This is a genomic window from Pseudoalteromonas sp. BSi20495 (assembly GCF_000241185.1).
Classification (GTDB): Bacteria; Pseudomonadota; Gammaproteobacteria; order Enterobacterales; family Alteromonadaceae; genus Pseudoalteromonas; species Pseudoalteromonas fuliginea.
In genome coordinates, this window is the sequence record NZ_BADY01000022.1 from 1 (window position 1) to 15263 (window position 15263).

The following is a 15263-nucleotide window of genomic DNA, read 5'->3' on the forward strand; positions in this document are numbered from 1 at the left end:
TACGCGTCTTTTTTATTGTAGGAGACTAAGTGCAATATCAATTAATCGAAACACAAAATCAACTGAACACTTTTGTTGAACAAATCAAAAACAAGCCTATTTTAGCTATTGATACCGAGTTTATGCGTCGTCGCACTTTGTATCCAGAAGTTGCACTTATCCAAGTATTTGATGGCGAGCATTTAGCTTTGATTGATCCACTGGCTGAACTTTCTTTGTTTGATTTTTGGCAAATATTAAAAGACCCCACCGTACTAAAAGTATTACACTCACCTTCAGAGGATATTGAAGTATTTCAAAAATACGCAGGCTTTGTCCCTGCGCCGTTATTTGATACACAATTTGCACTGCAATTGCTAGGTGAAGGCAACTGTATGGGTTTTGCGCTTATGGTAAAAGAGCTGCTGGGTATTGAAATAGATAAAAGTGAATCGCGTACTAATTGGTTGCAACGTCCGTTAACGACTAAACAACTTGATTATGCAGCAGCTGACACATTTCATTTGCTGCCGTGTTTTAAATTAATTATTGAGCGTATTAAAGCAGCTGATTTATTTGATATTGTTATTAATGAAAGCGAATTAATTGCTAATAAACGTGCGTTTCAAACACCCGATGAGCTTTTATATAAAGATATTAAAAATGCATGGCAACTTAAACCACATGAGCTGGCTGTATTAAAAGAGCTTGCTGTATGGCGACGAAATAAAGCAATTAGAAAAAATTTAGCGCTTAATTTTGTTTTAAAAGAACATAACATGACTGAAATTGCAAAACGTGGCCCTTCTAGTCTAAATGCTCTTCGTCAAATTCCTGGTGTTGAAGCTATAGAAGTTAATCGTTCTGGTGTTGAGGTACTAAAATGTATTGAAGCAGCTAAAGCAATACCTGAGAGCGAGCACCCCGAAGTACTTAAGCGCTTAATTGATTTTCCTACTTACAAAAAAGTTGCTAAAGATATAAAGCAAAAAATCACCAAAGTAGCTAAAGAGCACAATATACCAGAAGACGTTATGGCTTCTAAAAAGCAAATTAATCAATTGATCAGTTGGAATTGGAAGCTTACTAATGAGCAAAAAAAGAGTCATATAAAGCCTGACTTACTTAGCTCTTGGCGTTATTCATATGTTCAAGATGTGCTAAAAGAGTGGGATACTTAAGATTAAATATACCCTTTAATTGTGTGACATTTATCTGTTGATTTGCATGGTGAAAAACTTTTAGTTCAGCGCAGAGGATCAAAGCATAGGTATTTAGAGCCGCTATTACAAAGCAGATATAAATAAAATGGGCGCTTTAAGCGCCCACTTTATATTTACTTCTTTTCTTCATCAGGTAACGTAACGTTTAGCTCAAGAACAGCTAGATCATCTTCGTTTTGATCGAATTGAACTTGTACCGCATCGCTACTTACGTTCACGTATTTACGGATCACATCTAAAATATCTTGTTTTAATTGTGGTAAGTAATCCGGCGTTCCTCGTTGAGAACGCTCGTGCGCGACAATGATCTGCAATCGCTCTTTTGCTAATGACGCACTGTTTTTCTTTTCTGAGCGGAAGTAGTCAAGTAAAGACACGTTAACCTCCAAAAATCCGTTTAAATAAGCCTTTTTTCTCTACATCTAAGAAGCGAAAATCGACGGTTTCACCGAGTAAGCGGTTAATAGCATCAGCATAAGCTTGCCCAGCGTCAGACTCACTGTCTAATATAACGGGCTGACCTGAGTTAGATGCACTTAGTACCGCTTGAGATTCTGGAATAACACCTAATAAATCAATAGCTAAAATGTCTTGTACGTCTTCGACTGATAACATTTCACCTTTAGCAACTCGATCAGGATTGTAGCGTGTTAATAGTAAGTGTTCTTTAATGTTTTCTAGGCCTTCTTCAGCACGTTTCGATTTGCTGTGTAAAATACCTAAAATACGATCCGAATCTCGAACTGACGACACTTCTGGATTAGTTGTTACAATTGCTTCGTCAGCAAAATACATTGCCATCATTGCACCGGCTTCAATACCAGCTGGCGAGTCACAAACAATGTAATCAAAGTCTTCTTTTAATTCGTTTAGTACGCGTTCAACACCTTCACGTGTTAATGCGTCTTTATCACGCGTTTGCGATGCAGGGAGTAAAAACAATTTATCAACACGCTTGTCTTTAATAAGCGCCTGATTAAGTTTTGCTTCACCGTTGATTACGTTTACAAAGTCATAAACCACACGGCGTTCACAACCCATAATTAAATCTAGGTTACGTAAACCAATATCAAAATCTATAATAACAGTTTTATAGCCTTTTAGTGCTAAGCCTGTGCCGATTGCAGCACTTGATGTTGTTTTTCCAACACCGCCTTTACCTGAGGTAACGACAATTACTTTTGCCATGAGATTTATCCTTTAACCAAAGCTGAAATTTCTAATGATTCATTTTTTTGTTGTATTTGCACGGCGTTTCCCCAATGCTCACCTTGGAGTGAATCACTGATCCAATAATTACCATTAATGGAAACAAGCTCTGCCTCTAATTTTTGGCAGAATATATGTGCATTTTTTAATCCTTTTGCACCGGCGATAGCCCGCCCGCGAAGAGTTCCGTATATATGCACATTACCATCGGCAATAACTTCGGCGCCATGACTTACAGCACCTAACACAATTAGGTCTCTGTCTTTTGCATAAACTTGCTGTCCCGAACGTACAGCACCATTGATAATTTGTGCTGGTAAAATTACATTTTTTTCAATGATAGACGTATTAGTTTCCTGTTTAACAGGTTCACTCTTAACGTCTTGTGAATAATTTAAAACAGAGAGCCCAGCAGCTTTCGCATCTATGTGTTGTTCATCAGAACCATTACACACACCAACAGCATTAAAACTCATCCGCTCGATTAATGATTTTAAGTGAACAAAATCGAGTGAACTATTTTTTATCTCAATTAAGTTAACAACAATAGGTGCACCCTCAAAAAACTTAGGTGCTTGGGCTATTTTTATATACAGTTGTTCTGCTAAAAGGTTTATATCAGTAGTATAGAGATGCAAAACTGATAACGTAAAAAGATTCCCTTTTAACTCAAAAATTTGGTCCGACATACACGCTCAATTGAATTGTCTGATCAGAAATTAATCTTAGATAAACATAGGCTGAATAAGGCCTTTAATGAAATTTCTAATCTAATTTTTCTAACTTATTATTACTCTCATGTTATAGTGTGCGGCATTGTTAAGCAAGAATTTATAGGGCCATAATGCTCACTGCAGTATATAAAAGTAAGAAAAAAGCGGATACGTTCTTATTTGTTGAAAAAAGAGATGATTTTAGTAAAGTTCCGGAACCTTTGATGACTATGTTTGGTCAACCTGTTTATGTGATGATCATCAATTTAGCAAAACGTGAGCATTTAGGTGGGGCAGATTTAGAAACTGTAAAAGCAGCGTTATCAAACCCTGATAAAGGCTACTACTTACAAATTCCACCACCTGAGCAAAATTTGCTAAGCCAATTACGAAAAGACAATGGAGTCGATAGTGATTAAAAAACTTATCGTTATATTATGTGGTGTATGTTTAAGCTCACCTGTGATTGCAAAAACTCAGGCTGATTTTCAAGATTATTTAGCTAATTTAAAGCAAGAAGCTATTGCAAAAGGTTATGAGGCCAAACTTATTGACGATGCGTTTGCAACAGCAACGTATAAAGAAAAAGTGGTTTCGGCTGACAAAAACCAGCCAGAAGTAAAAGAAACCCTTGAAACGTATTTACCAAAACGTGTACCACAATGGAAAATTGACCGCGCACGTAAGCTTTACGCAGAAAACAAAGAGGTACTTGAAAAAGTAGCGAAAGAGTTTGGCGTACAATCACGCTTTATAGTCGCGCTTTGGGGACTTGAAAGTAACTTTGGCACTATACAAGGTGGTCATAACGTTATTTCATCATTAGTGACGCTTGCTTTTGATGGACGCCGAGAAGCACTTTATAAACGCCAGCTTTGGGCTGCACTGGATATTTTAAAATCAGGTCACATAACGCTTGATAAATTTAAAGGCTCATGGGCAGGCGCAATGGGGCAAACACAATTTATGCCTACTTCATTTAATGCCTACGCGGTTGATTACAACAACGATGGCCGCAAAGATATTTGGACTACAAAGGAAGATGCATTTGCTTCAATTGCTAATTATTTAAAGCAAGAGGGTTGGAATGACTCACTTACTTGGGGTCGCCAAGTTCAGTTACCTGAAAATTTTGATAGTAAATATGTTTTAGTTCGTGGAACAAAAACACGCAAGCAGTGGTTAGAATATTGGAACGACTCAGAGCGCTCATTAGCTGATTGGCAAGCACTGGGTGTCCGTAAAGCTGATGGTTCTGATTTACCTAATGTAGACGTACGTGCTGCGCTGGTTATGCCTGATGACATAAATGGTCGTATGTATTTAGCGTACGATAACTACAAAGTGTTTATGCATTGGAATCGCTCGTATTACTTTGCTACTAGCGTAGGTTACTTGTCGGATAGAATTGGTTATCCAAAAATCTAATTTTTGAAATATACCTATAAATAAAGCCGCAATAGCGGCTTTATTCTTTTTTGAATATCTTATCTTTTAGGTCAATAACTTTACCAATTCCAGAACCTAGCTTCATCAGCTTATTAAGTTGCTCTGGCGTTAAACGTTGCAGCTCTGATGACCATTTAGTGACGGTTTCAAGTAGGTTGTGAATTTCCCCCATTTGTTTTTGCGCGTAAAGTTCATCGTCATTACTGGCTTCATCTAGTAAGTTATCGCGTAGAAGTGTAAGCGTTGGCTCTATTTCTCGTTTTTTTCGTTCTTCGAAAACACGATTAGCCATATCCCAAATCTCACCTGCAGGGGCGTAGTATTCTTTTCGATCTCCAGGTATATGTTGCACCTTAATTAACTGCCACGATTGCAGCTCTTTAATACCCATACTTACATTACCGCGAGAAATACTAAGCGCATCTGCAATCTCATTGGCTGTCATTGGGTTTTTAGTAATAATCAGCAAACCACACATTTGTCCGATGGTACGATTGAATCCCCAGCGGCTGCCCATCTCACCACAATGCATTACAAAGGCAAAATTCTTTTCGGATAAACTCATAGCTTATTAACTTTCAATAATTTCAGAAAGTAAATGCTAGCACGCTGATTTTGGATAGCAAGATCTTACGCAGTGTAAAATTTGTTTTTCGCTACTAAAGTTTGATTTAGATTAACTTGTATCCGCCTATATTAGGTTATGTTATTTAAATAACCTGACGAAAATACTTTTTTAACTTACGACTTCTTACATACGATGGAATGATTATGAAAGCTGCAATAAATAATGAATATAAAGGTAAATTAGAAATTACTGACCTGCCAATTCCTGAAGTTGGAACTAACGATGTACTAGTAAAAATAGCAGCCTGTGGTGTTTGCCATACTGATTTACATGCCTGTCATGGTGATTGGCCTGTAAAACCCAAAATGCCACTAGTACCAGGGCATGAAGGGGTTGGTGTTATTGAAAAGCTAGGCAGTAACATAAAACACCTTAAAGTTGGCGATAGAGTGGGTATTCCTTGGTTATACAGTGCATGTGGGCATTGTGAGTTTTGTTTAGATGGTAAAGAAACACTGTGCTTATCGCAGCACAATACTGGTTATTCTATTGATGGTAGTTATGCAGAGTATTGCTTGGCCCATGGCGATTACGTTGTAAAAATACCAGAGGGGTTAGGATTTTCTGAGGCCGCTCCATTATTTTGTGCAGGTGTTACAACCTATAAAGCATTAAAAGTATCAGATGCGAAACCTGGCCAATGGGTTGCTATTGTTGGTGTGGGCGGGCTTGGGCATTTAGCTGTGCAATATGCCAAAGCGATGGGCTTTAACGTTATAGCCGTTGATACCGGCAAAGAAAAACTCGCGCTTGCTAAAGAACTCGGTGCCGATATAACACTCGATTTTAAAGAGGTGGTTCCGAGCGACGCTATTTTCGAACAAGTAGGTGGCGCGCATGGTGTTGTGTGTACTGCGGTCTCTAAAGCAGGGTTTGAACAAGCTTATAAAAGTGTACGCCGTGGCGGTAAATGTGTATTAGTGGGATTACCTCCAGAGGATATGCCACTTCCTATTTTTGATACAGTGCTCAATGGCGTGTCAGTAGTGGGCTCTATTGTTGGTACACGTAAAGATTTGCAAGAATGTTTAGAATTTGCTGCTCAAGGTAAAGTAAAAGCAATTATTGAAGAAAAGCGCTTAGAGGACATTAACGAAATTTTTGACGATATGCTCAAAGGTGAGATTAATGGTCGCATAGTAGTTACGATTTAATATTAGACCCCATATATAAGCAGATTGGTATAAGTCTTTTTACATACAAAAAAGCACGGTGTCTGAATTAGAATACCGTGCTTTTTAATTGTTTAAACTATTAAAGTGTGTAACTAAAGCTTAGCTTCGCATTGCGCTCTTCCCCTGGCATACCACCTAGAAACATTGCTTTTGAATAATACTTTTTATTAAACAGGTTATTTAGGTTTAATTGTATATGCCATTTGTCTGTAGTGTACGAAACAGCGGTATCGTAAAGCGTGTAACTTGGTACATAACCATCAGGAATACCAAATGATGTTGAGTTAGTGCTACGCTGCGCAACATATGACACACCGCCGCTAATATTTATCGCTTGAGGTAAGTCAAACATATTTGCGTAGTAAGTCACCCATGTACTTGCTGTTACATACGGTACGCCTTTTTGACGTGTATCGTAGCTGCTGCTATTTGGATTCTTTTTGTCACGGGCATCTTGGTAAACACTGTTTAAGTTGATTTTCCACTTATCGTTTAAGTACGCGTTTAAATCAAGCTCAATACCTTTGGTCTCTTCTTTACCGTCAAAAAAGTTTTCGCTGACATTCGGGGCTGATACGCCAGCTTCATACAGTGGGTTACTGTATTGTAGGTTTGTACGAGCGCTTTCAAATATAACAACTGAGGCAAGTAATTGATCATCAAATGCCTTGAAACGAACCCCTAAATCATTACTTAATGATTCAGAATCTTTTCGGTCGGCTTCGTTACCTGTCACTGTGCCTAAAACACTATAAGCCGTGCGGCCTTTAGAGTGGTTGACAAAAATAGATAGGTCTTCATTGGGTTGATATGTTGCGCCTAAATTATACGTCAAACCTCCGTCAGAGGTATTCGCTTTAGGCTTAGGAGCTGCAAGGCTCTGTCTATAACGCGCATCAACGCCAAGGTGTTCATAGCTTTGTTTAATTTGGTTATAAGCCGCACCTATACGCGTAGTAAATTGATCATTTATATACGCTACATGTTGAATACCTAAGCCCCATGCTTGTACTTTTTTATTGTAATTACTTGTTTTAAGTGGGTCGTAATCTTCAAAGTTACCCGTTGGCCAGTTTGGGTTTCTAATATCAAAAATGTACGGAAGCTTACCCTGGTAACTAATCGCTTTGTTTTTATCTCTAATAATATAGTCTTTATCGTAAATTGAATATTGCTCAAAGCGAATATCACGATCTTCATAATTTGCGTTTAAAAGTAGCTCATTGTCTACGCTGCCCAACATAAAGTCATAGCGTAAATCAGCAAAATATTGCCACGACTTTTCATCCGCTTCAACTTGACGATATTCTTGGCGACGAGCTGCAAAAGGGTAAAGTACATCGTCAACCACTAATGGGGCTCTTGGATCTTGATTAATTACCCCTCTACGATCCCAATATACATAGTTATAAGCACCTGTTTGGCGTGCAAAACTTGATGTGTAATTACGATATTGTAACTGCTGATTTAAAAACAAATCGTCGGTAATGTAATAGTTATGCGTTAATTTAAAACGTAGTTCTTCACCTTCGTTATCTTTAGCCATCGGTGAAATAATACCGTTTGTGCCAAAGCTATAAGGCGTTAAGCCATCTGATGCGGATAACGAACTTGCTAATTGGTCGCGTTGTGATTCATTGAGTTGTAAACCTGCTGATGTGGCATCATTTACTAAATCGGCACCAGTTACTTCTCCTGCTGTTAAACCATTTACCGACGCAGAGTTGAATATACGAATAGGGTGACCGATAGAGTCAACCGCAATCGCATCTTTAATGTACGCAGCTGAAAGCATGATGTTTTGCTTATCACTAAATACATATTTTAATGACGTAAAAATTTCATCACGGTTTTCTTTTAAATCACGAAAGCCATTGCTTGATGCTGTTTTAGCAACAACACGGTACGCTAAATCATCGGTAATCGCATTTGTGCTATCAACAGACAGTGCATAACTATCCCACTGACCAAGCTCGACAGCCACTTTGTGATTTTCGTTAAACTCAGGTTTTTTTTCTATTAAATTGATGACGCCACCGGCACTGCCCATACCGTATAAACCCGTTGCAGGGCCTTTTAATATTTCGACAGAGTCCACATTGGTCAACGAACGCGTAGGGTTAAATGTGTTGCCAAGTCCTGCACCACCATACATGCCATCGTAGGTGTAGTTAGCGCCTAAACCACGAACGATTAAATTATCACCAATGCCGTAGTTGTTTCCAGCTTGTGTTAAGCCACTTACGTTTCTAACTAAATCTTGTAAATTATCAACGCCTTGGGATTCAATGAGTTCTCGGTCAATAATCACAACCGGTGCTGGCGTTTCCATTAATGACATGTCAGATTTAGTCGCAAGTCCTGAACTCATAACCACGCGGTTTTGTTTTTCGTATACGCTTATACGTTCAATGTCTTCTTCCGCTGTGGTAACTGCAATAGCTGCCTGTGCATTTAAGCATGCAAGAGTAAGTAGTGAGTATTTAAATTTTTTCATGGGGTGATAATTATTCGCATTTAACTATTTGCGCGAATGATAATGGTTATTGTTTTTAAAGTGAATAAAAAATTCAATAATTTTTATTTAATAGAGTTGATTGCTTTATATTTGAGCTTTAAGTGATTTTTTATAAACATTAATGCAAATTTGTTAACATTTAGTTTGGGAGCAGTTTGGTAAAATAGAAAATGTATATGTTAAAAAATAATTAAGGCTGAGTTTTAATTATTCAGCCTTTTATTAGGTTTTGTTGCCTATGGTAAGTAAGTTCAACACAGTTAGCGCTGAAAATAGCGGCTTTACCCAAAGCTCGGTATTATTTTTTAGCTCTATACACAACACCTGCTTTCATAACAAAAGGGATTTGCTCTAAAAGGGATATGTTTGTTAATGGATTGCCTTTAACGGCAATTATATCTGCGGCAAAGCCTGCTTTAATTTGTCCTAACTGATCATCCACTTTTAATAGTTTCGCGCTATTAATCGTTGATGCTTGGATTGCTTGCAGCTCTGTCATGCCAAACTCAACCATGCGGCTAAACTGTTTTGCATTATCTCCGTGCGGGTAAATTGCTGCATCAGTACCGAACACCATTTTCACACCCGCTTTTACAGCACGGCTAAAACTATCACGCTGCCTTTTAGACACTTGGCGCTCTTTATTTAGATTTTCTTCGTCTACGCCGTTTTGCTCGCCATAAGTTAGCGTGTATTCGGTATTATAAATATCCATAGAAAGCCAAGTACCGTGCTTTTTGGCAAGCGCTATGGCCTCGTCATCTAAAAAGCTGGCGTGCTCTACGCTATCAACACCTGCTTTAATGGCTGTTTTAATCCCGCTTGTACCGTGTGCATGGGCTGCAACTGGTAAATCTCGCATATGTGCTTCATCAACAATGGCTTTCATTTCTTCAAAAGAATATTGCTGTGCACCTACTTTAGTCCCTTTTGAAAATACTCCACCTGTGGCGCAAAACTTAATAGCGTTTGCCCCGTATTTAATGTTTTCGCGTACTTTTATACGCGCAGCCCATGGACCGTCTGCGACGCCACTTGAAGTATATTTAAGCTCAGGAGGTAATCGGTTGTTATCACAGTGCCCGCCAGTAATTCCGAGTGATGGGCCTGCAGCCCAAATACGAGGGCCAACTATGTCACCCGCATTTATGCCGTCACGCACGGCTATAACGCTGTAACCTTCTGCGCCAACATTACGTACTGTTGTAAATCCAGCTTCTAAGGTTTTTTTGGCAAAATGAGCCGCTTTAATCGCCATTCTAGGAACTGACTGGCCTAAACGTTCACTGCGTGGAACCGTAGGATCGCTCGTTAAATGCACATGCATATCCATTAAACCTGGCATAAGGGTTAAATCAGGGAGTTGAATATGTTTATCATCTTTAGTAAGCGTTGGTTTTTTATTTTGTTCAATATTAGTGATCACGCCATCATCAATAGTAATTAAGGGGGATTTAATGAGCTTGCCATCTTTAACATCGACCATGGCTTTAGCTGATAGGTATGTAACTGCATAGGTATTAAAAGTGGTTAAGCAAAGTAAGGCAATAGAGGTGCTGAGTAGTTGTTTTTTCATTTTATTTTTCTTTTAAATCATATTTGAATTAATAGAAATGTAACAAGTTCAGATAAAAGTGCAAATTTAATACGATGAATGCAATCTATCGTAATTTCTTTATTAAGCACGGTTTAATGCGCATAATTAAAAAACGATATTAAAAAGGATTATCATGAAATCAATTAAATTAGCATTAGTTGCCAGCGGCGTTATGTTTGCTTTAAGTGGCTGTATGAATACTGAGCTTAGTACACACACTAATACCAGTGCGCAGTTAAACACAGTTAACGCATCTGCAGGTATTGTTTCAGAGCTTTCAGCAGAGCAACAACTCGATGTACTTGTTGCACAGTATTACGATGAATCGCTCACATATAGCCCCATCAGCGCAACGTACAATGGTCGTAATGAGTTTAACGATCAATTCACGCCTGTGATTTCAAAAGAAAATAGAGCTAAAAAAGCCGCTTTTTATAAAAAATATCAACAGCGCTTAAACTTTATTGATAAAGCACAGTTAACAGGGCAATCGCTTTTAAGTTTTGAAATATTAGAGCGTGACCTTGCACTTAAATTAGAAGGCATGCAGTTTCCTGATTATTTACTACCAATAAATCAAATGGCGGGTGCGCATAACACCTTTGCAGGTTTTGGTTCTGGTCAAAGTGCTCAGCCGTTCAATACCGTTGAAGATTACACCGCTTTTATCTCGCGTAGCGAAGGTTTTGTAAAGTGGCTTGCCAGTGTAGAGCGTTCAATGGCGCAAGGCATTAAACTAGGTATTACGTTACCAAAGCCACTTGCTGAAAAATTACAGCCACAATTTGCAGCTCATGTAGTTAAAAATGCCGAAGATTCACTATTTTGGGGTCCAATTAAAAAATTACCAGAATCGTTTAGCGCACAGCAAAAGCAAAAAATTACAGCGCAGTATCGTCAATTGATTATGCAGCACTTAGTACCGGCTTATAAAAGCATGAGTGACTTTTTAGCTAATCAGTATATTCCTAATAGTCGAGAAAGCGTAGGTTACAGTGACTTACCAAACGGTAAAGCATGGTACGAATACCAAATTAAGAAAAACACAACGCTTAGCTTATCTGCAGATGAAATTCATGACATTGGTTTAAGTGAAGTGTCGCGCATTTTAAGCGAAATGAAAAAAGTAAAAGAAACCGTAGGCTTTAAAGGTGAGCTATCTGAATTTTTTGATCATTTACGTGATTCAGATGAATTTTACTACGACACGCCTGAGGAGTTAATTGCGGCATATGAAAACGTTAAGAAAAAAATAGATGCGCGTTTACCTCTACTTTTTAACATAGCACCCAAAGCACCTTACGTTGTTAAAGCAGTTGAAGCCTACAGAGCGCAGTCGGCAGCTGGTGCATCTTATGCATCTCCGGCGCCTGATGGCTCTCGCCCTGGTATTTTTTATATCAATGCTTATAACTTAAAAGCGCAGCCTAAATTTTTACTCGAAACTTTATCGATTCATGAAGCAGCCCCTGGTCATCACTTTCAAATAGCACTTCAGCAAGAAATAGAGGGCTTACCTGATTTTCGTAAATTTGGTGGTTATACCGTGTTCGCAGAAGGTTGGGCGCTTTACGCAGAAAGCTTAGGCAAAGAGCTAGGCTTATTTACCGACCCTTATATGTGGTATGGACGTTTATCGGATGAGCAATTACGCGCAATGCGTTTAGTGCTTGATACTGGTTTTCATGCAAAAGGGTGGACGCGTCAACAAGGTATAGATTACATGCTTGCAAATTCGTCTATGGCCAAGAGCGATGTAGTTGCAGAGGTTGAGCGATATATTGCATGGCCAGGACAAGCGCTTTCTTACAAGTTAGGGCAATTTAAAATTCAAGAGTTACGTGATTTTTCTAAAAAACAACTGGGTGATAAATTTGATATTAAAGCGTTTCACACGCAAATATTAATTGATGGTGCATTACCAATGCCAATTCTAGAGGAAAAAATTAAGCGTTGGGTTAAATCTCAAAGCTAATTTGTAGCGCAAAGCCAGTACTTTGAAAGGGTATTGGCTTTGCGCCATTTACAGCAATACGGTAGAATGCGCGCTCTTTAGGGGGCACGAGTAAACTATGTTTGATCAACAATTAGCAAATACACAATTTTGGCTTAAAAAAAGCTTAAGCGACATGAGTCAAAACGAATGGGAAGCCATTTGTGATGGATGCGGAAAATGTTGTTTAAATACGTTTATTGATAGCGAAGATGAAGACGAATTTACCGCCACCGATCAGTTACGCGAAGGTGAGCAATTAATATTTACTAATATTGTATGTCAGTATCTCGATAACAACACCTGTGGTTGTAGCGAATATGAAAACCGCCAAACGCTTGTTCCTTCTTGTGTAAAACTCACAAAAGAAAACCTTAAAGACATCTTTTTTATGCCACAAAGCTGCAGTTACCGTCGTTTACATGAAGGTCGTGGTTTGGCTTCTTGGCATCCGTTATTAAATAATGGTGATAAAACAAAGATGCATGAGCTAGGTATTTCTGTAAAAGACAAAACAGTAAAAGATTGCGATGTAAAGCTCGACGACTTTGATTTGTACATTGCAGAATGGCCAACAAAGGACGTAGATTAATGAGTAAACAACAAGCCGTAATTGGTTTAATCAATCCTAAAAGCCCGACTAATGTTGGCGGTGTATTGCGAGCAGCTGGCTGTTATGACGCTAAACAAGTTTTTTTTACAGGCAATCGCTACTTAAATGCCAAAAAATTCCATACAGATACAAAAAATGTAGTGGAGCGTATTCCTTTAACCGAAACAGATAATTTAGAAGCAATAAAGCCACAAGGCGCAACGGTTGTGGTTATTGAGCTTATCGAAGGTGCAACACCTTTACCTGAGTTTAAACATCCTGAAAATGCATTTTATGTATTTGGGCCCGAAGATGGTTCTGTATCAAAAGACGTTCTAAAGTGGTGTGATGAAGTGGTATATATTCCAACTATTGGCTGTATGAATTTAGCGGCAACCTGTAATGTAGTTTTGTATGACCGCTTAGCTAAATTAGGCGGTGTTGAGAGCAGCGATACAACAATTATAAGCTCACGTGATACCAACAATAAAATGAAATGGGTGAAATATTAGCTCATCTTTTTTCTTACGTAAATTGTCGTAAGTATTTGAATTAATTTATCAATTAAGTTTCCCCACATCTAAATAGGTTGGTGTTTATTTTGCCTATTTAAAAATGATAACCCTAATTCAGCATGCCGCAGTTAATATATTTGTGCTTAAAAGATTCGGACATAGAGTAAACGAATTACACTTGCTTGATCTCACTTGCGTAGAAGTTGGCTTCGATGATTTAAGTAAGCTGGTAAGTATTAAGTAAAGTCGTGTTTAACATTATTAACTCTTTAATTAGGCTAATTAAAGAGAATATAAACACACAAGGTTAAATTTTCTCCTACACTTATTGCTATTAATACTATTTTTTAATAGGTATGCCATGCGATTTTTGTTTATTCTCCTTTTGATCTTTACTGCGGAGACGGCTGCTGAAATACCGATTACTTATCAAAGTAGCGGTAATAATATTATGCTGCACGGTGAACCTTATAAATCAGGGACGCTCTATAAAGCAAATAACAGTAAACAAACGCTTCATATTGCGACATTAGATTGGCCCCCATACATTGGTGATAAATTATGTAATAAAGGGTGGGTGTACCAATTTGCAGTTTCACTACTTAATAGTCAAGGTTATAGCGTCCATATTGAATTTTTACCTTGGGCACGAGCGGTAAGAAATGTTGAGTTAGGCAAAGCAGATATTTTAATGCCTGAATATTTTATTGAAGACACAGCACCTTCTGATTATGTATTAGGAAAAACTCGCAGCGACTTATTAGGTTTATCAAATTCATTTAAAGGCGGCGAAATTGCGTTTCTAAAAAGAAAGCATGAGGCTGACCGCTTTTCTGGCAATTTGAAATCACTCAAAGGTCAACGGATTGGTGTGGTCCGTGGCTATCAAAATACGCCTGAGTTTGATGCAATGATGGACAATAATGAATTTCAAATAATGCATTCAGTTGATGACTTACAGCTTGTTCAGCTATTAGTGGCGAAAAGAGTTGATTTAATTATTGGCGATCCGACAGTGTTAAAGTTTTCAGTTCAATACTCATCGTTAAGTCATTCACAAAAACAATTTTTATTAAATTCAATCGAAGAAGAAAGTATCCCACTACAAAATAACCCTCTGTATTTTGCAATAAGTAAATTGAGTCATAATTGGCTTGGTGTTTTGGAGGATATTAATAAGGGATTATATAAATTTAATAATAGCGGCGAAACTCAACGTTTAATTGATAGCCTTAATTCTGAGTGTGGATACTAGTTAACCTAAACTGTGAATAACAAATCTATCTCGAGCAGCTATTTTCAGCGCTGTCTGCGTTGGGTTACTGCAATAGGTCAGCTATTGACGCCTAAATTCGCCTTGTTTCCACTGAAATCTCCGGTTAGAGAAAATAAATTTAATCATGATTCAATACATTAGTAAATCTCTTGACCAGAGTTTAGGTTAGTTACAATAAACGTTGTGGTGGAACGTTCCTAGTGGGTGGCGTATTATTTACAAATAAACATGTAAAATCGTTTTCAATTTGTTAATGGAGTGAAAACGACGTGAGTGAAATAAATACAAAACAATCATTTTCGGTCAACGAACAGCAAAAGAAAAATTATCTGTTTCCGCTGACTGCAATGACAACCCTATTTTTTATGGGGTTTTATAACGGTATTAAATGATGTA

General features: G+C 38.0%; 14 protein-coding genes and 1 pseudogene. 9 read left to right on the forward strand and 6 right to left on the reverse strand.

What is annotated here, in order from left to right:
* Positions 1-29 precede the first annotated feature (29 nt).
* Complete coding sequence (rnd, locus tag P20495_RS16830; RefSeq protein WP_008134231.1) at positions 30-1160, forward strand: ribonuclease D; 1131 nt, start codon at positions 30-32, stop codon at positions 1158-1160.
* Between the two features lie 155 nt (positions 1161-1315).
* Here the strand turns inward: rnd and minE are convergent, their stop codons facing one another.
* The 3 genes from minE to minC are packed head-to-tail and all read right to left on the reverse strand — an operon-like array spanning position 1316 to position 3100.
* Entirely contained in the window at positions 1316-1579 is a 264-nt protein-coding gene (minE, locus tag P20495_RS16825; RefSeq protein WP_007377619.1) for a cell division topological specificity factor MinE, read from the reverse strand.
* Position 1580: 1 nt separating this feature from the next.
* Entirely contained in the window at positions 1581-2390 is an 810-nt protein-coding gene (minD, locus tag P20495_RS16820) for a septum site-determining protein MinD (protein WP_007377618.1), read from the reverse strand.
* A 5-nt stretch (positions 2391-2395) separates the two neighbouring features.
* Positions 2396-3100, reverse strand: coding sequence for a septum site-determining protein MinC (minC, locus tag P20495_RS16815; protein WP_007377617.1), 705 nt, complete (start codon positions 3098-3100; stop codon positions 2396-2398).
* A 155-nt stretch (positions 3101-3255) separates the two neighbouring features.
* Here minC and P20495_RS16810 point away from each other — a divergent pair, with 155 nt between their 5' ends.
* Positions 3256-3543 (forward strand): YcgL domain-containing protein, encoded by a 288-nt coding sequence (locus P20495_RS16810; protein ID WP_008134235.1) that lies wholly within the window; start codon positions 3256-3258, stop codon positions 3541-3543.
* A complete protein-coding gene (locus P20495_RS16805; RefSeq protein ID WP_008134237.1) occupies positions 3536-4552 on the forward strand; it encodes a lytic transglycosylase domain-containing protein in 1017 nt (338 codons plus the stop codon). Before P20495_RS16810 ends, P20495_RS16805 begins: the two co-directional genes overlap by 8 nt.
* 40 nt (positions 4553-4592) lie before the next feature.
* On the opposite strand, the gene P20495_RS16800 is transcribed toward P20495_RS16805, so the two are convergent.
* Positions 4593-5138, reverse strand: a complete 546-nt coding sequence (locus P20495_RS16800) for a GbsR/MarR family transcriptional regulator (RefSeq protein WP_033015088.1) — start codon at positions 5136-5138, stop codon at positions 4593-4595.
* Positions 5139-5344: 206 nt separating this feature from the next.
* Here P20495_RS16800 and adhP point away from each other — a divergent pair, with 206 nt between their 5' ends.
* The gene (gene adhP / locus P20495_RS16795; RefSeq protein WP_008134241.1) at positions 5345-6355 is read left to right on the forward strand and encodes an alcohol dehydrogenase AdhP; all 1011 of its coding nucleotides are present in this window, start codon (positions 5345-5347) and stop codon (positions 6353-6355) included.
* A gap of 100 nt (positions 6356-6455) precedes the next feature.
* Here adhP and P20495_RS16790 read toward each other — a convergent pair whose 3' ends face one another.
* Together P20495_RS16790 and P20495_RS16785 are read right to left on the reverse strand one after the other, a co-directional pair.
* Complete coding sequence (locus P20495_RS16790) at positions 6456-8873, reverse strand: TonB-dependent siderophore receptor (RefSeq protein ID WP_008134242.1); 2418 nt, start codon at positions 8871-8873, stop codon at positions 6456-6458.
* 319 nt (positions 8874-9192) lie between these two features.
* Entirely contained in the window at positions 9193-10470 is a 1278-nt protein-coding gene (locus tag P20495_RS16785; protein WP_008134243.1) for an amidohydrolase family protein, read from the reverse strand.
* A 154-nt stretch (positions 10471-10624) separates the two neighbouring features.
* Between P20495_RS16785 and P20495_RS16780 the strand changes: the two genes are divergently transcribed.
* The 5 genes and pseudogenes from P20495_RS16780 to P20495_RS22385 all read left to right on the forward strand — a co-directional run.
* Positions 10625-12466 carry a DUF885 family protein gene (locus tag P20495_RS16780; RefSeq protein WP_008134244.1) on the forward strand — a complete coding sequence of 614 codons (1842 nt, stop codon included), beginning with the start codon at positions 10625-10627 and terminating at the stop codon, positions 12464-12466.
* 97 nt (positions 12467-12563) lie between these two features.
* Complete coding sequence (locus P20495_RS16775; RefSeq protein WP_004334734.1) at positions 12564-13076, forward strand: YcgN family cysteine cluster protein; 513 nt, start codon at positions 12564-12566, stop codon at positions 13074-13076.
* Positions 13076-13588: an RNA methyltransferase gene (locus tag P20495_RS16770; RefSeq protein WP_008134245.1), complete on the forward strand. Its 513-nt coding sequence runs from the start codon at positions 13076-13078 to the stop codon at positions 13586-13588. The genes P20495_RS16775 and P20495_RS16770 overlap by 1 nt, the downstream gene beginning before the upstream one ends.
* A 364-nt stretch (positions 13589-13952) precedes the next feature.
* Entirely contained in the window at positions 13953-14846 is an 894-nt protein-coding gene (locus P20495_RS16765) for an ABC transporter substrate-binding protein (protein WP_007377606.1), read from the forward strand.
* 290 nt (positions 14847-15136) lie between these two features.
* A pseudogene (locus P20495_RS22385) lies at positions 15137-15263 on the forward strand (glucose/galactose MFS transporter); the annotation flags it as partial.